This is a genomic window from Maricaulis parjimensis, from assembly GCF_016817355.1.
Lineage (GTDB): Bacteria > Pseudomonadota > Alphaproteobacteria > Caulobacterales > Maricaulaceae > Maricaulis > Maricaulis parjimensis.
Genome location: NZ_JADOTT010000008.1, coordinates 108305 through 130432, shown reverse-complemented (window position 1 = coordinate 130432; position 22128 = coordinate 108305). Strand labels below are relative to the sequence as shown.

The window sequence follows — 22128 nt, the reverse complement described above, 5'->3', positions numbered from 1 at the left end:
TCAACCCGGCCCTGTTTTGATGCCGGCTCAAGAGGGAGACCGGGACATGGCAAAGGCGATCTATCACAAGCATCAACGGGTCTATGTTTACCCGGTCGGCACCTGGGCCTTGATCGAACAGGTCAAGCCGCAATGGGTGAAGGATGTCGAGGAGCCGGTCCGGGTCTTCTATGATTGCGGCCTGGGCCGTGACTTCACCGCCGACGAGCTGGCCACCGAACAGGTGGAGAGCCTGGACGCCGGCCATTGGCGCGTCCTGCGCGCCAAGAACAAATGGCAATCGGCTGAAGAATGCGCTCGGCATCCCTTCCCCGGCACTTTCCCGGTCATCGTGACCGAGAGCATGGATTGGGGCGGATGGCGTGTCCCGGCTGCGGAATATGACCGTGATCCGAACCGGATCGAGGCCCAGGCCCGGCTGATGGCCAATGCGCCCAGCCTTCTGGCGCTGGCGGAAAGCCTGGTGGAAATGGCCCGCGAGGATGGCGATCTCTCACCCGCCCTCACCGAACTGAGCCGCTCGGCCGCGGACATTCTCAAACAGGTGAATACGAAACCTTCCGGAAAGCATAACGGCAATTCCCAGCAGGCCGCGTAGCCGGTCTACTAAAATTTTAATCACCGCATAAGGAATGCTGTTGAAACTGTCCGGTCTGTGCCCCGTATACCGGAATAAAGCATGCCTCTTGTTGAACAGCGTAACCGCTTTCTTTCCTTTGCCTTTGCGGCTTCCGACATTCTGATCGAGACCGACAAGTCCGGGATCATCACCTTTGCCGCCGGTGCCACCGCTGCCCTGCCCGATGCTCCGGCCTCGGGCGAGGACGCGTTTGAAGCGCGTCTGGACCAGACATCCCGTCCGGTTTTCCGCGCCTTCCTGCGCCGCCTGCGGCCCAGCCGCCGCATCGGCCCTGCCGGCATTTCCATCCAGGGACGCCGGGCCCAGCTGAGCGGTTGGGTTCTGGAAGACTCCGATCGCGTGCGCTGGACCGTCGCTTTCGACGCGCTTGACGCACCTGACGAAGTTGACCCCCAGGCCTTTGAACGCAGCGCCACGGAAGCCATCCGCGAAGCGCGCGAACAGGGCAAACCGCTCTCCATGTCCCTGCTCAGCCTGAGCTGTGAAGAAGATTGTGACCGGCTGCTGGGACCGGACGATGCCCATCGTTTGCACCAGGCCATCGCCGCATCCTGCCTGATCGCTGTTGGCGACAGCGGCGTGGCGCACCCGGTCGACAGTCACCGCACCGCCCTGATCCACCCGCAGGACATGGATGGCGCCGCCCTGAAGCGCGAAGTGCGTGAAACCCTCGACGCATTCGATCTGGAAGAGGTCGAGGTCCATCTGTCCTCTGTCTGCGATGCACCGGAGCTCGATGCTCAAACCACGGTCCAGGCCTTCCTGCATGCCATCAACACGGCGGCCGAGACCGGCAAGGCGCTGGATCTGGCTTCGCTGCAGGCCGCCGCCGCCCAGCTGATGGCCGAGACCGAGCAACGCATCACCGAATTGCGCACCACAATTGCCGGGCGCGTGGTCGAACCGCACGCCCAGCCGGTGATCGACCTGCAGACCGGCGAGGTCCATCACCACGAACTCCTGCTCCGCCTGCCGGGTGGCCGCCCGGTCGAGGAAAGCGTCGGCTTTGCGGAAAGCACCGGCCTGATCTACGAGATCGACTTCGCCATGACGGAGATCGCGGCGAACTTCCTGCGCGAGGATTATGACCGGCCTTCCCTGGCCGTGAACCTGTCCGGCAAGTCCCTGACCAACATGAATTGGGCCAAGAAATTCATGGCCCTGCTGGCCGATCTCAAGATCGACCGCTCGCGTCTCATGTTCGAGCTGACCGAGACGGCCAGCATCAAGAACATCAAGGCCGCCAATTCCGTCATTGCCAAGATCCGCGAGCGCGGCCACCCGGTCTGCCTGGATGATTTCGGTGCCGGTGTCGCCGGTATCAATTATCTGCGCGATTTCCCGCTGGATGTGGTGAAGATCGATGGCAGCTATGTCCGCCGCTTCGACAAGAGCGAGCGGGACCAGCGCCTGCTGGGCGGGATGATCGGCCTGGTCAATGCGATGGGCGCCGACGCGATTGCCGAGAGCATCGAAACGGAAGCCTGCGCCCAGCGCATGAAGGCATTGGGTGTGCGTTTCGGCCAGGGTTACTATTTCGGTAAGCCTGTCGCGCTAAAAGAGCTGAAGGGGCCGCGAATCAACCCTAATCGTGCGGCCTGACGCTTTGTAACGAGACGACCATGGCCGCAGATTTCAGCCGCGTACGGACACTCATCGTCGACGACAACGGCTATATGCTGACCATCCTGCGCACCATCCTGCACGGGTTCGGCATCAAGCAGATCCATGAATCCCGTGACCCGGCCGACGCGTTCGACCTGGTGAAGTCCGACGCTGTCGACATCATCATCACGGATTATCAGATGGATATCCTGGACGGGCTGGACTTCGTCCGCCTGGTCCGGACCGCTGATGACAGCCCCAATCCGTTGGTGCCGATCATCATGCTCAGCGCCTATTCGGAAAAGTCGCGCGTGATGGCGGCCCGGGATGCGGGCGTGACCGAATTCTGCTGCAAGCCGGTCACCGCCAAGGAAATGTTCTCGAAGATCGCCTCGGTCATCAATGAGCCGAGGCCCTTTATCCGCAACAAATCCTATTTCGGACCGGACCGCCGGCGCGCTGATCCGAACAAGAGCACCTATAAGGGTCCCGAGCGCCGCAAGAGCCGGCAGAAGGACAAGACCGCCGAGGCTGGCGCTGATGAGGCGACAGGCACCGGCACAGAGGGCTGATAGGCTGTCGACACAGACGCCCGACGCACCCTAGTTTGATGCGATGAATCAGATGCGGTTCGATACACGCCGGTCCCCGGACCCGGCGGCTCGTCCCTCCGTGCGGGGACCGCAATCGCATGCCCGGGACTCCGATACCGAACAGACCGCCTCGAAAAAAGGCTCCGGTGCGATCTGGATCGTGCTGGCCATGCTCCTCTTCACTCTCGCCTATGGCGGCATTCTCCTGGTGAAAATCCAGCAGGAGCGCGAAACCCTTGTCACCGAGGCGGAGCGGTCCCAGGCCAATGCGGCCGGCTATCTGGCCGAACGCGTGACCGCCCGCATGGCGGAAGCCCGCTACGCCCTCTCCTTCGCCAGTGCCGATCTGCGCGACACGCCGATGGACGCGATTGTCCCGGCTGCCCGCGCCCGCCTCACGGCGATCGGTGCGTCGGACATTGTCAGCGATGTCGCCCTGCTCCTGCCGGACGGGCGTACCGTGTCGGCTGCCGAGATTGCGCCGGGCCTGCGCGAGGCGGCCGGCAGCGCCCTGGATTCGCCGTCCGGCGTATCCGCCGAGATTGTCGACGGCCAGCCCGCCCATCTCATCCTGGCCGTTCCCGCCCAATTGTCCGACGGCACCGTCGGTGCCTTTGTGGCGCGGCTCGATGCCGATGCCATCCTGCCTGATTGGGGCGATAATCGCGTTGTGGCGCTGGCCGGTCATGATGGCGGCATGCTGGCCATCCGGCCGCAAATGCGCTCGGCCCGTCCCGGCACGCCGCTGGCCGCACGTTTCGGCCTGGAAGCCGGCCTGATCGAACAATTGGCCGAAGGTGGTGGCGGGGCCACCTCCGATGCCCGTTTCGGTGAGGAACGCGTCACCTTTGCCGTCGCCCCGATTTCCGGCACGGATCTGCGCGTCTATGCGCTGGGTGCCATGCGCATCAACCAGAATGCCTGGTACCGGACGATCTCCTTCTACGGTCTGATGTTCATCGCGCCGATTTTCGTCGCCACCGGCCTGTCCGCCCTGATCTTCATGCAGATGGGCCGATTGAAGACGACGCGCCAGCAGCTGGAAGACAATGAGCAACGCTTCCGCGTCGCCATCGAAGGCGCGCGCTGTGGCGTATGGGACTGGAATCCAGACGCCGACACGGTCTTCGTGACAGACAGCCTGGCCCGCATTCTGGGCCTGAAAGGTGCCATTGAATGTTCCGGCCAGGATTTCCTGCGCCTCTTCTCGCGCCCTGACCGGGAACGCCTGCGCGCCTCGCTGCGCGGTGCGCCCAATGGCGGCGAGATCGATCTGGAAGTCCTCGCCGCCCACGCACCGGTCTGGCTGCAGGTGCGCGGCCGCATCGTGTCCGGCAGTGGCGACCATACGACGGCCCGCATTGTCGGCGTGGCGCTGGACGTCACCGAACGCAAGGGCGCCCAGGCCCGCGTCGCAGCCGCGGAATCCCGTTTGCGCGCCGCCCTGGAATCCATGTCGGAAAGCTTTGTCCTCTGGGACAGCCGCCGCCGCCTCGTCCTGTGGAACCGCAAATTCCGCGACCTGTTCGACTTTGCCGAGGGCACGCTGCGCCCGGGCATGTCCTATGATGATGTTGAACAGGCTGCCGCCCGCGCCATCAAGGCCGTGCTGGGCGGGGATGATGACAAGCAGTCCTACGAGATCGAACTGGCGGATGGCCGCTGGCTGCACTATTCCGACCGCGCCACGGCGGATGGTGGCCTGGTCTCGGTCGGTGCCGATATCACCGACATGAAGCGCCACGAAGCGGCGCTGACGGAAAACCAGACGCAATTGCGCAATACGGTGGACGACCTCAAGCGCTCCCAGGCCCGTATCGCCGATCTCGCGCGCAAGTATGAGACCGAGAAGATCCGCGCCGAGGAAGCCAACCGGTCCAAGTCCGAATTCCTGGCCAATATGAGCCATGAACTGCGCACGCCGCTGAACGCGATCAACGGCTTCTCCGAGATCATGCTCAAGGAGATGTTCGGCCCGCTCGGGGATGAGCGCTACACCGGCTATATGAAGGACATCCTGACCTCGGGCCAGCACCTGCTGGAACTGATCAACGACATTCTCGACATGTCGAAGATCGAGGCCGGCAAGTTCCAGATCCAGCCGGAACCGACTGATGCCAGCGAGCTGGTCGAACAATCCATCCGCATCGTGCGCGGCCGTGCCGAGGAAAAACGCCTCAAACTTCGCGCCGATGTCTCCGACCTACCGGAAATGGAAGTCGATCCGCGCGCCTTCAAACAGGTGATGATCAATCTGGTCTCCAACGCCGTGAAGTTCACGCCGGAGGGCGGCCGCGTCACCGTGCACGGCTTCATGTCCGGTCTCGGTGTCGCCTTCCAGATCCGCGATACCGGTATCGGCATCGCCAAGGACGACCTGCCGCGCCTGGGCCGCCCGTTCGAACAGATCGAGAGCCAGCACTCCAAATCCTATCAAGGGTCCGGCCTGGGCCTGGCCCTGTCCAAATCCCTGGTCGAACTGCATGGCGGCACGCTGAGCATTGATTCCGTGCTCGGCGAGGGCACCACGGTGACGGTCGTCATTCCGATCAGCCAGGACAAGCCGCTGGACCCGGAATCGCTGGCCCGCATCGAGGCCGGTGAGGATATTGCCGATCTGGAGATGCAGCCGGCCCCCGACGCTCCGCTGCAGCCCGCCGAGGCCGAGGATGATGCTGCGGTTCTCGAGGAAGTCGATGCCGCCCTGATCGCCCATTACGAGGCCGAGGAACACCCGGCCGATGCGGACATGGCGCGCGTGGAAAGCCTGCTCAGCGCGCTGGATGACGAGCTGGGCTTCGAGCCCGATGACGAATTCGTCGATGGCGACACCCCGCCTGCCGTGGCCGGCAAGCCGGGCTGACCCGGACGGACAGACAGGCACAAAAAAGCCCGGCTGCATCAACAGCCGGGCTTTTTCTTTGTGATGATCGCACGCGCTCTAGCGGTCCGGCCCGCCTTCCGGCGGTGGCGGAGGCGGCATGCCCCCGGGTGGCGGCCGGTCGCCCCGGCGACTGTCTCCGGGACGGTCGCGACGGGACCAGCGGCCCCGGCCCGCCTCGATGGCGGCCGCGCGCACGTCCGGCTCCATGTCCGAGATGATGTCCAGCACAACAGTTTCCAGGTGAAGCTCCATGGCCAGGCGGACATCGCGCATAGCGGCCAGCTCGGCAGCAATCGCGTCCTGGTCCAGCTCATCCGCGACCAGCAGGGCCTCGAGGCGCTCACGGGCACCGCGATTGGCCTCCATCATCGGACGCATCTCGCGCAAGCCTTCACGCAGACGGCCCCGCGCTTCCGCCCGGGCCTCTTCGGGCAGGGCGAAGAGGAAGCTGCGCATGTCGAACCCGTTGGACGGATCACCCCCACGGCGGCGATCATCACGATCACCATGGCGGCGACCGTCCTCACGATCATGCGGCGGACGCCAGTCCGGCCCGTCAGAGGTTCGGTGAATCACGAAACCGGCCAGGGCACCATTGACGAGTACCGAGGCCAGGAGCGCGATAATCCAGGGCGTTGAAGGCCTCACACCTCACCTCCCAGCCAGTCGACCCAGTCCTGGTCGAGACCATTGAATGCGTCGGCATAGACCGTGTCCTCGACCGGGCTGGTCGTGACCGTCATCGCGCCGCTGGCAAAACCGATGAAGGCTCCGACCAGCAAGGCGGCGGCGGCGGCCACCGGGATCTGCCATTGCGGACGCGCCACGCTGACCGGTTCGGCCGGGAAGGCATTGAGAATGCGCCGTTGCAGAAGATCGGATGGCGCGCGCTCATCCAGTTCCATCATGGCGTCCAGCGCGGCCGCGTCGGCCAGGGCCTCGCCAGCGAGTTCCGGATGGGCATCAATGAAGGCGAGCACAGCCTCGTGCTCATCCTCCGGCCAACGGGCCGGGTTTGCGCCATACGCCTCGATGATTTCAAAAAACCGTTCTTGCATCATCATGTTGCACCATGCCGGGCATTGCTCTGCCCTGTATAGCTCTCCATCAGGCCGGATGCATCTCCGGCGAGAATGGCTTTCAGTTTGCGCCGGCCGCGGGCCAGCAGGGATTCCATGGCATCGACCGAAACCTCCATGATTTCGGCGGCCGCGATATTGCTCAATTCCTGGAAATGGACGAGCTCGATCGCCTGTCTTTGCCGGTCGGGCAATTCGCCCAGAGCCCGGGCAATCCGGTCACCGGTCTCGGCGCGCCGCATGACCAATTCCTGGTCCGGCGCCTCATCGGCCTGTTCAGGCACCTCATCCGTCAGGACCTCACGCCGCTTGCGCAGCCGGTCATAACAGAGATTGATCGCGATCCGGCACATCCAGGTGGAGACCTGGGCCTTGCCCGGTTCCCAGCGCGAGGCCGCCTTCCAGACCCGGATAAAGGTCTCCTGGGCAACGTCCTCGGCCTCGATTTCATCGCCCAGCGTGCGCCGGGCCAGGCCGAGAATGCGCGGCAGATTCCGCGACATCAGGGCTTGTGCAGCGTCCCGGTCGCCCTTGGCGATCCGGGGCATGAGCACATCATCATCGGACACGTCCCGCTGTTCGCGGACGCGGCGTGAAGCCAGGCGTGAGTGAGGCGATGAGCCTATATCCATACCGCGTCCGTCAAACATCGTGACCTCAGTTGCGCCACCACCGGCGGCGCTCTTCCCGGCGTTCCTGGCGCTGCTCGACGGCCGCATCCAGTTCCTCCGGAGTCACGACACCATTCTCATCCGCATCCAGGCGGTTGAACAGCGTGTTTTCGCGTTCCAGGAATTCGGCGCGGGAAATCCGGCCATCCCCATCGGCGTCAGCGCGCATGTGCGGCGGACCACCGTCCGGACCACCACGGCCACCCCGGCCTTCCGGCCCACGGCGGCGCCAGCCACGTTCACGACCTTCCTCATCGCCACGCTCGGCCATCTCGGCCTCACGAATGGCCTGCAGACGGGCCCGCATCGGGTTTTCATCAGCCTGGTCCAGGAAGCCGTCGGAATTGCGGTCCATCCAGTCGAACATCTCCGCCTGGAGGGCATCGACTTCGGCCGATGTGATGGAATTGTCGCCATTGGCGTCGGCTGCACGCAGCATCATCATCGCCTGGGCGGGACCACCACGGCCACGATCGCCGTGCGGGCCACCACGATGGCCCTGGGCTTCCGCGGCCGCGCCGGCCAGCATGAGGGCCGATCCGGCCATCAGAATGATCAGTTGGGAGTTTTTCATCGGGTTCAATCTCTCGTCTTGTCCACCTCGCTGACCTTTCAACGTGCGGGCCCGACAATTCCGTCGCGCAACCGATCAGATTTTTCCGATCAGTCTCCGGAAGAGTTTGCGGATGGCATCGGTACGGCCATCCAGATCCCGTGCGAGCGCGTCCAGCGAGGGCATTCCAGCCAGCCCTGCCAGGCGTTCGGCGAAGCCCGCACTGGCGGTTTCCGGATCAAAGCCGGAGCCATGCGCGCTGCGCAGCATCTGCAACAGACCCAGATACAGGCCCAAAGTCTCCGTCAGCATCGCCGCATCACGCGCATTCAGGGCACCGGCATCGCGCAGGGCCTGAATGGCCAGACGGGTCGGGGGACGCAGGACATCCCGGCGCGGCGCATGGATCAGCTGCAGGGTCTGCGCGATGAACTCGATATCCTGGATACCGCCGGCCCGCGCCTTGAGGTCCCAGGGCCCCTTGGCCGGCTTGCCTTCTTCCAGTTTCTTGCGCATGGCCAGGGCATCCTCGCGCACACCGCGGGAGTCCCGCGGCTCGGTCAGGGCGGCGGCAATGGCGGCCTCCACCCGGCGCGACAGGGCCTCACCCCCGGCCACGATCCGCGCGCGGGTCAGCGACATCATCTCCCAGGTCCAGGCTTCGCCCGGATAATAGGTCTCGAACCGGTTGATGCTGACGGCGACCGGGCCGGCCTTGCCGGATGGCCGCAATTGCATGTCGACCTCGAACAGCTCGCCCTCTTCGGTCGGCGCGGAAATCGCGCTGATCAGGCGCTGTGCGAACCGGCCGAACCAGGACTGGGCACTGCCATCCTCACCCTCATAGATGATCATCATGTCCAGATCGCTGTCGGAGGCGAGTTCGCGACCGCCCAGCTTGCCCATGCCCAGCAGGACGTACTGGCCCGGCATCGGCCCGAAGCGGCGCTCGGTCTCGCGCTGCGCGGCATCCGCCATGGCATGCAGGGACACTTCCGCCATTTCGGTGAAGGCCATGCCGGCACTGTCGGCATCCACCTGGCCGCGCAGGATCTGGGCACCGATGCGGAAGCGCTCCTCACGCACCAAGCGGCGCGCGGCATTGAGGGCGTCCTCATACCCGCCGGCCCGCGCCATCGCCTCCTTCATCATGTGGGCAAAGGCGCCAGGCGGTTCCTCGGCCAGGGGCACGGCAAACCGCCGGTCCATCATCGCATCGAGCAAATTGGGCCGCCGGGCCAGATCCGTCGCCATGCGCGGTGCCAGGGTGAGAATACCGATCAGGTCGGCCGCCAGCCCCGGCTCATTGGACAGGAGGGAGAGCGGTTGCACGCCCATGGGCAGGCTCTCGAAGAAACCAGCAAAACGCACCAAGGCTGCATCCGGCTCGCCCGTTGCCGACATGCGATCCACCAATTGCGGAGCAATGCGGGCAAACAGGGTGCGGGCCCGGCTGGACCTCACCGCCCTCACCCGGCCGGCCGACCAGGCATTGAGGCGTTTCCACACCGCCTCCGGATCGGCAAAGCCCAGGCGCTCAAGCGTTTTCAGCGTGTCCGGCGTCGGCTCCACCCCGGTCAGGATCAGCGTACCGGCTGTGGAGGCGAGCGGCTTGTCGTCGGCAAACTGGTCGGAGAAATGCCCGTGCACGCGGCGCAGGCAGGCTTCCACCGCCGCCTCGAAGGCCTCGCGGCTGTCATAGCCCGCCAGCGAGGCCAGCGCGTCGCGCCCGTTCTCACTGTCCGGAATCGTCTGGCTGGCCTCGTCCTGGCGCATCTGGATACGGTGTTCCCAGGCCCGCAGATCGCGATAATCCGCCGCCAGCGCATCGGCCGCATCGGCTTCGATGATCCCGAATTCGGCCAGCGCATCCAGCGCGCCCAGCGTGGAGGGTTTGCGCAAGCGCGCATCGCGCCCGCCAAAGACCAGTTGCGGGATCTGGGCGTAGAATTCGATCTCACGGATCCCGCCCCGGCCCAGTTTCAGATCATGCCCGGCCGGACGGATTTCCGCGCGCCGTCCCACCGTCTGGATCTGCCGGGCCAAGCCGCGGATATCGTCCACCGCCGCATAATCCAGAGAGCGCCGCCAGATAAAGGGCTGGAGATGGTCGAGGAATTCAGCCGCGGCCTTCGCATCACCGCCGCAGTGCCGGGCCTTGATCCAGGCCGCGCGCTCCCAGGTCTGGCCCAGGCTTTCATAATAGTTCAGCGCCGCATCGGTTGAGATCACGACCGGCGTCGCGCCCGGGTCCGGCCGCAGGCGCAGATCGACCCGGAAGACATAGCCGTCGGCGGTCACATCCTGCAGGGATTTGGAGACCGCCTGCACCAGGCGCGGCAGGCGCTGGCGCGGCTCTTCGCTCTCCGGCAGGACGAGACGGTCCGGGTCGTAGAAGATCACCAGATCGATATCGGAGGAATAATTGAGGTCGCCCGTGCCCATCTTGCCGAGGGCCAGGACAAACAGGCCGGGCAATGGATTGGCCGGATCCGCCGGCATCTCGGCACGCCCGTCTGCCGCCAGGAAGCGGACATGGGCATGCAGCGCTGCCGCGACGGCGGCATCGGCCAGCCGCGTCAGCGCGCCCGTCACGTCTTCCACGCGCCAGCGCCCGGCCAGATCGGCCAGGGCGATGACCAGATGCGCATCCCGCTTGGCTTCGCGCAGCGCCCTGTCCAGCGCGTCCTTGTCCGAAGCGGCCTCGCCAGCGATGCGCAGAGTCTCGATCGCCGCATCAATCAATGCGTCCGGCGTTTGCGTGGCACAGGCCGCCAGCGTCGCCGGCCGCTGCTGTGCCAACCGGCCCAGATAAGGGGCCGCATCAAAGACGGAGAGCAGGAAATCCCGCGCCGGCGCCAGGACATCGCGCACGGCGTCGTCCATATCGTCGAGAATATGCGCCACACGCGCCCCGTCCCGCCCCTTCAGGGCAGACAATCCGGCTTGGAGGAGCGGTGTTTCGATCATGAACGCCAAACTGGCCTGATCCGGCAGACAGGTGAAGCCCGAAGACGCCTATTCCGTTTCCGGCGGCGCTTTCGGGAAAACCAGGGCCGCGCGCAGGCCGGGGCCATGCCCGTCTGCGATCAGGCCGGGCCCTTCGCCCAGCTCGAACCGGCCATTGTGGACATCGGTGATCGCCTGCACGAGGGACAGGCCCAGGCCGGAGCCCGGCAGGGTGCGCGAATTGTCCAGCCGCACGAAGCGCTGGACCACACGGTCACGATCCGTTTCCGGCACGCCCGGACCGGTATCGGTCACGGAAAACTCGATCATGCCCTCGGCCGTCTCGCGCAGGCGCAGCGTCACGGCACCGCCCTCCGGCGTGTATTTCACCGCATTGTCGAGAATGTTCGCCAACGCCTGGGACACCAGGCCGCGATCGCCCAGCATGACCATGCCGGACTGGATCTCGCTGTCGAAGGCCAGGCCCTCATCCTCGCAGACCGGCTCGTAGAGTTCGGCCAGATCGGCGGCGATGTCCGCCGGGTCCAGGCGGACAATCGAAGCGCGGCTCTCACCGGCTTCCAGGCGCGACAGGGAGAGAATGGAATTGAACACGCCCAGCAGCTCGTCCGTATCAGCCACGGCGCGTTCCAGCGTCTGCTCACGCGCTTCCAGATCCCCGTCCTCGCGCAGGGCTTCATCCAGCCGGTTGCGCATCCGGGTCAGCGGCGTTCGAAGGTCATGGGCGATGCTGTCACCGGTGTTCCGCATGCGCAGCATCAGCGCCTCGACCCGGTCCAGCATATTGTTGAAATTCTCGGACAGCTCGTCCAGCTCGTCGCCGGAATAGGTGCGCGGCGCGCGCGGCTGCAGATCGCCCGCCCTCACCCGCCGGGCGACATTGTTGATCCGGTCGAGACGGCGCACGAAACGGCGGCTGACGAAAATCCCGGCGGCCACACCCAGCGCCAGGGCCAGGGCCGAGGCGGCCAGGATGGTGTTGAGCATGCGTGAGACCAGGCGGGTCTCCTCATGCACATCCAGGCCGACAAAAAGATTGTATCCGGAGGGCAGTTCGATGATCTGGCCGCGTGCCGTCCGGTCATCCTTTTCGCTGTCATCCTGTCCGCCCGATGCCGGCGGCCGGCGATAGGTGAATTGCAGGCGTCCCTCATCATCCGGCTGCACATTGGGCAGGCCGGACAGATTACCCGACAGGGTCCGGCCACTGGGATGGATCAGCAAATAGAGATAGTCGGCGCCACCGCCGACCGTGCGCTGCAGGATATAGCGGTTCACCGTCGCGATACCGCCCGCCTGGAAGCGCTGGTCGAGGACTTCAACCTCTTCATTGATGGCGGCGTCCGCCCGGCGCAGCATCATGCCCGCCGAGGCCGCATACACAAAGCCCAGCGTGACGAAACTCGACAGGGCAAACAGCGCTGCCGACAGGAGGGTCTGCCGGAACGCTGTTGTCCTGAGGAAGGCTGTTGAGCGGCGCGCCATCCGTTCCGGCTAGGCCTGGAGGCGGTAGCCGGCACCCCGCACCGTGTGCAGAAGCGCACGCGGGAAGGGTTTGTCGATCTTCGAGCGCAAACGCGAAATGTGCACGTCGATCACATTGGTCTGGGGGTCAAAGTGATAATCCCAGACTTTTTCCAGCAGCATGGTGCGGGTCACCACCTGGCCGGAATGCTTCATGAGAAACTCCAGCAGGCGGAATTCGCGCGGCTGCAGCAGGATTTCTTCCTCGTCGCGCACCACGGTGCGGGCGAGCAGATCCATTTCCAAATCACCGACCACGAGTTTGGTCCGGACCGTTTCCGGATCGCGGCGGCGGGCCAGGGCCTCGACACGAGCCAGGAGTTCGGCAAAGGCGTAGGGCTTGACCAGATAGTCGTCGCCACCGGCCTTGAGACCTTCCACGCGGTCATCCACCTCGCCCAGCGCGGAGAGGATGAGAACCGGGGTGCGGTCCTCGTCCTTGCGCAGCGAGTTGACCATGGTCAGCCCATCCATGCGCGGCATCATGCGGTCAACGACCAGAACGTCGTATTCCGCCGCCCGGGCCATTTCCAGACCCTCTTCGCCATCCGCCGCATGATCGGCCACATGCCCGCTTTCGCGAAGGCCCTTGCGGATATAGCTGGCGGCCTCTCGGTCGTCTTCAACAATCAGAATGCGCACGGAAATTCTCCTATTCTTCCGCGTCGAGCTGCAGCGCCACATAGCGCTGACCGCCTCGCGTCTCGACCAGCAGCAGGATGGCGCTCCGGCCATCTGCGCGAGCCTCTTCCACGGCAGCACCGAACGCGTCAGGAGACGCGACCGGATCACCACCGGCTTCCAGAATGACATCACCCGTGGTCAGCCCCTTGCGGGCGGCTTCACTGCCACGCTCGAGATTGTCCACGACCACACCCGGCGTATCCTCGGCCAGGCCACGGACCTGCCGGTCCTCTTCACCCAGTTCCACAAGGCTCATGCCGAAATAGCTGACTTCGGCCGGAGCCTCGGCGCCGGACTGCATGGCATTGAGATCCTCTTCCGACGGTCGGTCGCCCAGCGTTGCGCGCAGATTGCGCTCGCGGCCCTCGCGAATGATGCGGAAACGGACCGTCTCACCGGCCGAGATATCGGCGATGCGGCGGGTCAGGTCGCGGGAGGATTCGACATCCTCGCCATTGACCTGCAGCACGACATCCTCACGCTCGAAACCGGCCCGGTCTGCCGGACCACCGGACACGATGGACGAAACAATCGCGCCGCGCGTCTCTTCCAGATCCAGCGCCTGGGCGATGTCGTCGGTGACATTCTGGATCGACACACCCAGCCAGCCGCGGGCCACACGGCCATCATCCATCAAATCGGCAATGATGCGGGCCGCCACGTCGGAGGGAATGGCAAAGCCGATGCCGACATTTCCGCCGGACGGCGAAAAGATCTGCGAGTTCACGCCAATGACATGGCCGTTGAGGTCAAAGGTCGGGCCACCGGAATTGCCGCGGTTGATCGGCGCATCGACTTGGATGAAGTCATTATAGGTGGAATTGCCGATCGGACGGCCGATGGCGGAAATGATGCCGGCCGTTGCGGTACCGCCCAGGCCGAACGGATTGCCGACCGCCACGACCCAGTCGCCGACACGGTAATCATGCTCGGTATCCAGGCTGACAAAGGGGAATTCGACGTCTTCGTCGATCTTCAGCAGGGCCAGATCGGTCTGTTCATCCGTCCCGATGATGCGGGCTTCGTATTCGGTGCCATCGCTCAGGCCGATCGTGATCTGGTCGGCACCGCGCACCACATGGTGATTGGTGACGATATGGCCTTCTGCGGAGATGAAGAAGCCGGAACCCAGCGATTGGCGCGGCTGCGGCTGGCTCGGAGCCTGGCCACCGAACTGGCGCTCCAGCCATTCGCGGAATTGCGGCGGCACGCCTTCAAGGTCCGGTCCGGCGCCGGCCTCGGCCGGGCTGCCTTGCACCTGGATGGTCACCACGGCCGGGCTGACGCTCTCGATCAGATCGGCGAAGGACATCGGCGCGCCATTGGGCACGGCGGCGGCGAAGGGCGGCTGGACTTCCGTGTTCTGGGCGCTCGCCGTACCGGCCAGCGGGTCGATCATCACGACGGCAGCCAGAGCGGACAGGGCGATCAGCGAGACACCACCAAGGCGGCGCATGCGGTCTACAGAAATCATGGAAACAACAACCTTTTCTCTGCGGGTTACAGGGGCAATTTCTCAGGCTCGCCTTATCGCGGACCTGACTCAAAGATTACAATAACATTACAAACGGTAATTTACCCGTCATGTTCAGTCAGGGCAGGCTTGGACAGCGCCGTGCGGATGACGACCGGGGCGTTCAGCGTGCGGTGAACCGGGCATTTATCGGCGATTTCCCGTAATCTTTCACGCTGCTCGGCGGTGAGATCCCCCTCCAGGGTCAGCGTCCGTTCGATGATGTCGACCTTGCGCTCCTGGCCCTCGACACAGTTCGCACAATCATCCGCATGCCCTTTTTCATGGTGCAGCTGCACGGTGACACGCTCCAGCGGCAGGGATTTGTGCTCGGCATACATGCGCAGCGTCATCGAGGTGCAGGCACCCAGCGCCGCCGCCAGATACTGGTAGGGCGACGGGCCGGTATCCTGCCCGCCCACACTTTCCGGCTCGTCCGCATAGGCCGCATGATCGCCGGCCAGTACATAGTTCTGGAACTTGCCCAGCCCGGTCTCGGCCACGATCACGCTCTCGCCCTGGCGCGCAACCGGTGGCGGATAGCCCGCCTCATCCACGGCATAGCGGGCGGCCCAGGCGGCGATCACATCACCGATATAGGCGGCATCCTCCACGCCGGTGATCAAATGATCGGCATGGTCCAGGCTGACATAGGTTTTGGGATGGCGGGCGGCACGGAAGAGACGGCTGGCATTGTCGATCCCCACTGTCTCATCCACCGGTGAATGGGCGATCAGCACAGGCTGGTGCAGGCTCCGGACGGCCTCCTCCACCGAATGCCCGTCCAGATCATCCAGGAATTGCTTGCGCAGCCGGAATTTGCGCCCACCCAGCGAGACCTCGGCCTCGCCCTCGGTCTCGATCCGGCTCACATCCCCGGCGAAGGACTGCATGACATGGGCGGTATCCGCCGGAGCACCCAGCGTGGCGACGGCCTTCACCGAGGCGATCCGGTTCGCGGCCACCAACACAGCTGCGCCCCCCAGTGAGTGCCCGACGAGCAGGCTGGGAGCCTGGTATTGTGCGGCCAGAAAGGCCGCAGCGGCTTCCAGGTCCGCCACATTGGAGGTGAAATTCGTATTGGCGAAATCGCCGTCCGAGCCACCCAGGCCGGTAAAGTCGAACCGCAGGATGGCGAATCCCCGTTCTGCCAGCCGCCGCGAAATCCGCGTCGCGGCATGGCCATCCTTGGAACAGGAAAAACAGTGCGCGAAGAGTGCATAGGCCCGTACCGGGCCGTCCGGCAATTCCAACCGGGCGGCCAGGCTGTCGCCATCGGCCCCGCGAAATTCAACTGACTGGGTTCGCGCCATATCCTTGCTCCACCGCTTCGCCCCAAGAGTTAGCCCCTCGGCGCGGCGGCGCAAGGACAGCCCTATTCACTATCCGGTGTCTCGCCCTGCCAGACGCCCGATTCACGCAGCGCCTCGGCCACTTCCGGCGGCATATAGGTCTCGTCATGCTTGGCGAGCACAGTCTCGGCCACCAAGGGGCCGCTGGCATCGAACCGGCCCTGCACGATAACGCCCTGCCCTTCGCGGAAAAGGTCCGGGAGGATACCGGCATAGCGCACATCCACCTCGGCCAGCCCGTCCGTAATGGTGAAGGTGACGCCGCCTTCCTCATGGTCGGCGACAGAGCCTTCCTCAACCAGTCCGCCAACCCGGACCCGGTCTTCCGTGCCCGGGTGTTCCGCCAGGACTTCACTGGGCGAATAGAAATAGACGATGGCGCCGCGCATGGCGGTCAGGCCCAGCCCGACAGCGGCGATCAGGACGATACCGGCCAGGGCGATGGTGGCCAGGCGGCGGTTACGATGGCGCATCAGACGCTCCCCGCTTTTTCAAAGACGAGCGAGAGATTATTGGCCGGCATGTCGATCCGGCGCTCCAGCACAAAGCCGGCGGCCTCGAACAGGGCGATCACGGAGTCCAGCTCCCGCACACCCCAATCGGGATTGCGGGACTGCAGGGACGCATCGAAATCCAGATTGGACGGCGCAGTCTTCCTGCCCTCCTTGTAGGGGCCATAGAGGAACACACGCTGGCCCGGCTGCAGCAGGGCAGCACCACCGGCCGCCAGGTTCTGCGCGACCTTCCAGGGCGAGATATGGATCACATTCATGCAGACAAGGGCGTCACAGGCGGGAACGCCGTCCCACCAATCGTCCTGCGTCAGGTCCAGCGCCAGCGGTGGTGCGATCCGGCCCTGAGCCGCATCGGCCCAGGCGGCCTGGCTGGCCCGCGAGCTTTCATCCGGATCAGACGGCTGCCAGAAGATGTCCGTGCGTTGCTCACAGGCGGCCACAGCGTGCTCGCCCGTGCCGGACCCGATCTCCAGCACACGGGCATTGCGCGGCAGGACCACGTCCAGAACATCCGCGATGGCCGCGCGATTGCGGGCAGCGGACGGCGAGAACAGGCGTCCGCCATCCTCGGCCCGCTGTTCCAGCGCAATCGTCTTGTTCGGTTCAGAACTCGTCATGGGCCGGACTTAGAATTCCGCTCGCCGCCTGACAAGGTGCAAGCGCGGGGAGAGACGCTATGCCGCGGCTGCCAGGCCCCGGCGACGCAACAGGCCGGCCTGTTCTTCAAATCCGGCCGCATCCAGCAGACGCGCCGTGATTTCCAGCCCGTCCTGGGCGGTCGTGCGGTTCTGGCCCTCGCTCGAGGCCACCAGATCCACCAGCATGCCCCCCGCCTCGGCCATGCGCTTTTCAACAATGTCCATTACCCGTTTGTGCGAAGAGGCAATGGCCGCCGCATTGGTATGCTCGCGGCACCGGTTGAGGAAATAGAGCAGGCCCTCGGCCCGGTCGATATTGGCTTCGGAGGGCAATTGCGCCGGGATGATCCGCCCGGACCGTCCGCGGCGCGGCTCCGGCAGGCCGCTATCCAGGGCCAGCGGAATCTTGTTGAGGATCTTCTCGACATTGCTGGACGCTTCCGCGCGCAGCGAGAATAGGACCTGGCCCCAGCGGCCGGCCTTGCGAATGCCGAATTCCGCCGTCATTCCGCTCGAATGGGCCACGAACTGGTCAAACAGGTTTGCGCTGACCTTGGCTTCTTCCAGCGTCTGCGGCGGCATTTTCAGTTTGGCGGCAAAGAAGCCCGTATCGGCGAGGATGGCATCACCGACAGCGGCCAGATCCGTCTTGGAGACAACAAGGTCGTCCTCACGATTGCCGATCTTCGCCACGACGCGGAAGATCTGCCAGGGCTGTTCCAGCCGTCCGATGGTCAGCAGCAGCACCCAGAGCGCAGCCTCCGGCGTTTCCTCGGACAGTTTCTCGTGCATTTCCCGGATCTGCTCGACCAGGTCCGGATCGAATTCCGGTATCTTGTCGGGCAGGGTCTTCATCGAAGCGCTGATTTCTTCGGAAAAGGTCAGCAGGGATGCCGCGTCGACCAGCATGCCCTTCGCCTCGCCACCGCCGAAACGTTTCAGCAGCGCCGTCATGTCCTTGGGAACGCGCTCAGCCGCCTGGATCGCATCGGTCAGGGACTTGCCGGCCGTGCGCCGGAATTCAAACCAGATCGGATCCGGTTCAGGCTGGCGGCATTTCTTGGCGGTCTCCACCATGTCCTTGGCAAGATGCCGCGCCATCCACCCCCAGATCTTGGACAAATCCTCGGGCGTGAAGCGGAAACGCGAAGGCGGGACTTTCGCCGGGTCGCCCACCATGGGCCGCAGCGGTGCCAGCACATAGGGCTTGGCCAATTCGCCCGCCGGCTCGCGTGTTGCGGCATCTATAGTGGAAATGATTTCAAATAATTGGGCTGAGGCAGGGTCGGCATCTTTTGCGGCCTTGGCGGTCGCAAGCAAAGTCATCCGCTTTTCAGCGGACATGGAGCGCCACAGCGCTTCCAATTTTGCGAGTTGCGACTGCGAAATCTTGGCCATTTATTCAGACGTATACTCTTGCCCGTTTCGACTATCCCCCAACTAAGGTTAAAAGATTATTTTTTTACCGGATCGTCGCTGGCAACATAATCTTTGCGCTGAGACCGCCCAGGGCAGATCGACCGAGCGTCAGCTCCCCCTCATAGGCCCGCGCCAGATCACCGACGATGGCCAGACCCAGGCCCGAGCCGGGGGCCTGTTCATCCAGACGGACACCACGCTTCAGCGCGCTTTCGCATTCCTGCTCGTCCAGACCCGGCCCGTCATCCTCGATCATGATGGTCAGTTGACGCTCGCCCGTGCGCTCTGCCGAGACACGCACTGTGGAGCGGGCCCATTTGCAGGCATTATCCATCAGATTGCCGACCATCTCATCCAGATCCTGGCCCTCGCCCTTGAAGCGGAGCGTCTCCGGCGCCTCGGCCGTGATGGTCAGACCTTTGGCCCGGTTGATCTTCTCCAGCGTGCGGGCCAGTCCTTTCACGACTGGCGCGACATCCGTGCGGGCACCGATTGCCTTGGCGTGGGCGGCCGCCCGGGCGCGACGCAGATGGTGCTCCACCTGGCTGGTCATCACGGAGGTCTGCTTGTCCACCATGTCCGCCAGGGCCCCGTCCTGGCCATGCGCCTCATTCTTGAGCACGGCAATCGGCGTTTTCAGCGCATGGGCCAGATTGCCGACATGGGTGCGCGAGCGCTCCACCAGCTCCCGGGAATGGTCCAGCATGGCATTGAGTTCATCGGCCAGCGGCTGCAGCTCTGTGGGATACTGTCCGTCGACGCGCTGGGCATGGCCCTCGCGCACTTCGGCTACACTGTCCCGCATGCGCAGGACCGGAGCCAGGCCAATCCGGACCTGGAAGAAGACACCCGCTGCAATGGCTGTGGCAAAACCCAGGAACATCACGCCGGACAGGATCGCGAAATTGCGCACATCCCGGTCCGCCGGACGCCGGTCCTCCGCGGCCAGCACCATGATCAGCCCCGTCTGCCCCGACAGCTGGATGGCCTGGCCGGTCACCCGCAACGGTTCGCCGGACGGGCCCTTGGTATCAGTGGTGAAATGCGTGCCCGGAGCATCATGCGCCGCCATGACAATATCGGGCGGCGGGATCAGGGTTTCGTCCCACAGGGACCGCGAAACGGCGAGGACATCCCCGCCGGCTTCCGTCTCATTGTCTTCGAATATCTGCCAATAGCGGCCGGAGAAGACCCGGCCATAGGCCACGTCGGACGGCCTTCGCGCCAGCACGACATCCCCGGCCGGATCCGTCTCCGCTGCCGCCACCAGCGCATCGACCACGCTTTCCAGCCGCTCATCCATCGTGCGCAGCACGGAGCGCTGGTAGAGCGTGGTCAGGGCGATCGCTCCCAGCAGCAGCAGGACCAAGGCCCAGGCTGCGGCACCGGCAAACAGCCGGAAGGCCAGGGACGAGCGCAGCTGCTTCACGAGACGGGGCGGGATTCCGGATCGACCAGACGATAGCCCAGGCCGCGCACGGTCTCGATCCGGTCATTGCCGATCTTCTTGCGCAAACGGCCCACGAAAACCTCGATCGTATTGCTGTCGCGGTCAAAATCCTGGTCGTAGATATGCTCGACCAGTTCCGTCCGCGAGATCACCCGGTCCTGATGGTGGGCGAGATAGGACAGCATGCGGAATTCGTGCGAGGTCACCTTCACCGGTGCACCATCGATGAAGACCCGCGCGCCGCGCGTATCGATCGACAAATCCCCGCATTCAATCGTCGAGGTCGTATGACCGGCCGCGCGGCGGGTCAGGGCGCGCAGGCGGGCCAGCAATTCCTCGGTATGGAAGGGCTTGGTCAGATAGTCGTCCGCACCGGCATCAAAACCGGCCACTTTTTCCGACCAGCGATCCCGGGCCGTCAGGATCAGGACCGGGAAAGCCTTCCCGTCCTGACGCCAGCGTTCCAGGACACTCACGCCATCCATTTTCGGCAGGCCGAGATCCAGGACCACGACATCATAGGGTTCCGTATCCCCCATGAAGTGACCGTCTTCCCCGTCCAGGGCACCGTCCACGGCATAACCGGCATCTTCCAGCGCCCGCGTCAGCTGGCGGTTCAGGTCCGGATCGTCTTCAACAACGAGTGCTCGCATGTCAGCCCCCTAGCGTTCGTAGAGAATTTGCCCCGTACGGGCATCGGCAACCACATCCACCCGGCGGCCGTCGCGCGTCAGGATCTTGATGACGTAACGGGGCGAGGCGCCGCCCTCCAGTTCCGCATCCAGCACGTCCGCGCCGGGATAGCGCTGGCGCACGGTGGAAATCACGCGCAGGGCCGGGACCACATCGCCCTGGCGGCGTGCGTCCCGCGCCTCACTCGGCGTATAGCGGTCCCGCGGGTCGCGGGTCTGCATCGCCGTGGCGCTGTCTGCCATCATCGCGTCGGCCGCGGCGGGAACCGCAAAGGCACAGAACGCGCCGGCAATTATGATCAGGTGTCTCAACATGGAACCCAATTTACGCTCGTCCCCTGAACCCGTGCTGAACGAGATCCTACCAAAACATTCATATCAGGACCGCATGCCCTTGCGGGGATCATAGCCCTTCGGCGGCGCCCAGTTCTCCAGGAATTCCGCCAGCGCCTTGTCGCTCGACGGCAAGGCCACCATCAATCGGACCAGCTGATCACCGCGCTTGCCCTTGGATGACGCAAATCCGCGGCCACGCAGCCGCAGCAGCGTGCCGGACGAGGATCCAGCCGGGATCTGCAAATCCACCGGACCATCAATCGTCGGCACGCGCACCTTGGCGCCCAGCGCCGCTTCCTTCACCGTGACCGGCAATTCCAGCCGCACATTCTCGCCATCGCGGGCGAAATACTTGTGGTCGGCCACCTTGATCTCGATAAAGGCATCGCCGGCCCGGCCGCCACCATGGGAGGGCTCGCCCTGCCCGCGCAGTCGCAGGATCTGACCATCCGCCGCGCCCGCCGGAACCGCCACGTCCAGCGTCCGTCCCCCCGGCAGCGAGACACGGTGCTTGCCGCCATTGGCCGCGTCCATGAAGTCCAGCGTCAGGGAATGGCGCACATCCTGGCCCTTGCGCGGCGGCGGTTGGTGCCGCTGCTGCTGGCCGCCCATATCGGTGAACAGATCGGAGAAGATATCGCCGAAATCATCAAAGCCGGACCGGTTGCGGCCCTGGCGAAAATTGAACGGTCCGCGACCGCCCGCTCCCGGACCACCGGGCCCGCCCATCCCCATGCCGGCAAAGCCCGCACGGGAGGCGGCGTCATACTCCGCCCGCTTTTCCGGATCGGACAGGAGTTTGAAGGCCTGGGAGACGTGTTTGAAGCGCTCCTCGGCCTTTTCATTGCCGGGATTGGCGTCGGGATGGAGTTCCTTGGCCAGCTTGCGATAGGCCTTGCGGATCTCGTCCTGAGAAGCCGTCTTTTCGACGCCCAGCGTCTTGTAGGGATCGTCCATGCGAAATACCGGTCAAGAACGGTGATGATGCGTCTCATGTAAGCGGCTTCGGG

20 protein-coding genes are annotated in these 22128 nt (G+C 64.6%); 4 read left to right on the top strand and 16 right to left on the bottom strand.

What is annotated here, in order from left to right:
• Window positions 1-46 precede the first annotated feature (46 nt).
• The 4 genes from I0K07_RS13480 to I0K07_RS13465 all read left to right on the top strand — a co-directional run bounded on the left by I0K07_RS13480 (window position 47) and on the right by I0K07_RS13465 (window position 5701).
• The gene (locus tag I0K07_RS13480) at window positions 47-598 is read left to right on the top strand and encodes a hypothetical protein (RefSeq protein ID WP_203294279.1); all 552 of its coding nucleotides are present in this window, start codon (window positions 47-49) and stop codon (window positions 596-598) included.
• Window positions 599-679: 81 nt separating this feature from the next.
• Window positions 680-2242, top strand: coding sequence for an EAL domain-containing protein (locus I0K07_RS13475; RefSeq protein WP_203294277.1), 1563 nt, complete (start codon window positions 680-682; stop codon window positions 2240-2242).
• A gap of 20 nt (window positions 2243-2262) precedes the next feature.
• Window positions 2263-2817, top strand: coding sequence for a response regulator (locus I0K07_RS13470; protein ID WP_203294275.1), 555 nt, complete (start codon window positions 2263-2265; stop codon window positions 2815-2817).
• Between the two features lie 52 nt (window positions 2818-2869).
• Window positions 2870-5701 carry a PAS domain-containing sensor histidine kinase gene (locus I0K07_RS13465; RefSeq protein WP_238934862.1) on the top strand — a complete coding sequence of 944 codons (2832 nt, stop codon included), beginning with the start codon at window positions 2870-2872 and terminating at the stop codon, window positions 5699-5701.
• Between the two features lie 78 nt (window positions 5702-5779).
• Here the strand turns inward: I0K07_RS13465 and I0K07_RS13460 are convergent, their stop codons facing one another.
• From I0K07_RS13460 to I0K07_RS13385, 16 genes are all read right to left on the bottom strand, one after another.
• Window positions 5780-6370 (bottom strand): periplasmic heavy metal sensor, encoded by a 591-nt coding sequence (locus I0K07_RS13460; RefSeq protein ID WP_203294273.1) that lies wholly within the window; start codon window positions 6368-6370, stop codon window positions 5780-5782.
• Window positions 6367-6786: a hypothetical protein gene (locus tag I0K07_RS13455; protein WP_203294271.1), complete on the bottom strand. Its 420-nt coding sequence runs from the start codon at window positions 6784-6786 to the stop codon at window positions 6367-6369. The genes I0K07_RS13460 and I0K07_RS13455 overlap by 4 nt, the downstream gene beginning before the upstream one ends.
• A complete protein-coding gene (locus tag I0K07_RS13450; protein WP_238934861.1) occupies window positions 6783-7433 on the bottom strand; it encodes an RNA polymerase sigma factor in 651 nt (216 codons plus the stop codon). Before I0K07_RS13450 ends, I0K07_RS13455 begins: the two co-directional genes overlap by 4 nt.
• Window positions 7434-7458: 25 nt before the next feature.
• Window positions 7459-8046 (bottom strand): EF-hand domain-containing protein, encoded by a 588-nt coding sequence (locus I0K07_RS13445; protein WP_203294321.1) that lies wholly within the window; start codon window positions 8044-8046, stop codon window positions 7459-7461.
• Window positions 8047-8121: 75 nt separating this feature from the next.
• Window positions 8122-10995 (bottom strand): bifunctional [glutamine synthetase] adenylyltransferase/[glutamine synthetase]-adenylyl-L-tyrosine phosphorylase, encoded by a 2874-nt coding sequence (locus I0K07_RS13440; protein ID WP_203294267.1) that lies wholly within the window; start codon window positions 10993-10995, stop codon window positions 8122-8124.
• Between the two features lie 48 nt (window positions 10996-11043).
• Window positions 11044-12480, bottom strand: a complete 1437-nt coding sequence (locus I0K07_RS13435; protein WP_203294265.1) for a sensor histidine kinase — start codon at window positions 12478-12480, stop codon at window positions 11044-11046.
• Between the two features lie 9 nt (window positions 12481-12489).
• Window positions 12490-13161: a winged helix-turn-helix domain-containing protein gene (locus tag I0K07_RS13430; protein WP_203294263.1), complete on the bottom strand. Its 672-nt coding sequence runs from the start codon at window positions 13159-13161 to the stop codon at window positions 12490-12492.
• 10 nt (window positions 13162-13171) lie between these two features.
• A complete protein-coding gene (locus I0K07_RS13425; RefSeq protein ID WP_203294261.1) occupies window positions 13172-14677 on the bottom strand; it encodes a Do family serine endopeptidase in 1506 nt (501 codons plus the stop codon).
• A 101-nt stretch (window positions 14678-14778) separates the two neighbouring features.
• On the bottom strand, window positions 14779-16029 hold the full coding sequence (locus tag I0K07_RS13420; protein WP_203294259.1) for a bifunctional alpha/beta hydrolase/OsmC family protein: 1251 nt from the start codon (window positions 16027-16029) through the stop codon (window positions 14779-14781).
• A gap of 62 nt (window positions 16030-16091) precedes the next feature.
• Window positions 16092-16541 (bottom strand): cytochrome c maturation protein CcmE, encoded by a 450-nt coding sequence (gene ccmE / locus I0K07_RS13415; protein WP_238934859.1) that lies wholly within the window; start codon window positions 16539-16541, stop codon window positions 16092-16094.
• Window positions 16541-17200 (bottom strand): DUF938 domain-containing protein, encoded by a 660-nt coding sequence (locus I0K07_RS13410; RefSeq protein ID WP_203294257.1) that lies wholly within the window; start codon window positions 17198-17200, stop codon window positions 16541-16543. Before I0K07_RS13410 ends, ccmE begins: the two co-directional genes overlap by 1 nt.
• A 57-nt stretch (window positions 17201-17257) precedes the next feature.
• Window positions 17258-18547 (bottom strand): hypothetical protein, encoded by a 1290-nt coding sequence (locus tag I0K07_RS13405; RefSeq protein WP_203294255.1) that lies wholly within the window; start codon window positions 18545-18547, stop codon window positions 17258-17260.
• Window positions 18548-18683: 136 nt separating this feature from the next.
• The gene (locus I0K07_RS13400) at window positions 18684-20069 is read right to left on the bottom strand and encodes an ATP-binding protein (RefSeq protein WP_338041067.1); all 1386 of its coding nucleotides are present in this window, start codon (window positions 20067-20069) and stop codon (window positions 18684-18686) included.
• Window positions 20066-20743, bottom strand: coding sequence for a response regulator transcription factor (locus I0K07_RS13395; RefSeq protein ID WP_203294253.1), 678 nt, complete (start codon window positions 20741-20743; stop codon window positions 20066-20068). Before I0K07_RS13395 ends, I0K07_RS13400 begins: the two co-directional genes overlap by 4 nt.
• 9 nt (window positions 20744-20752) lie before the next feature.
• Window positions 20753-21097, bottom strand: a complete 345-nt coding sequence (locus I0K07_RS13390) for a PepSY domain-containing protein (protein WP_203294251.1) — start codon at window positions 21095-21097, stop codon at window positions 20753-20755.
• Window positions 21098-21160: 63 nt separating this feature from the next.
• Window positions 21161-22075: a DnaJ C-terminal domain-containing protein gene (locus tag I0K07_RS13385; RefSeq protein ID WP_203294249.1), complete on the bottom strand. Its 915-nt coding sequence runs from the start codon at window positions 22073-22075 to the stop codon at window positions 21161-21163.
• Window positions 22076-22128 lie beyond the last annotated feature (53 nt).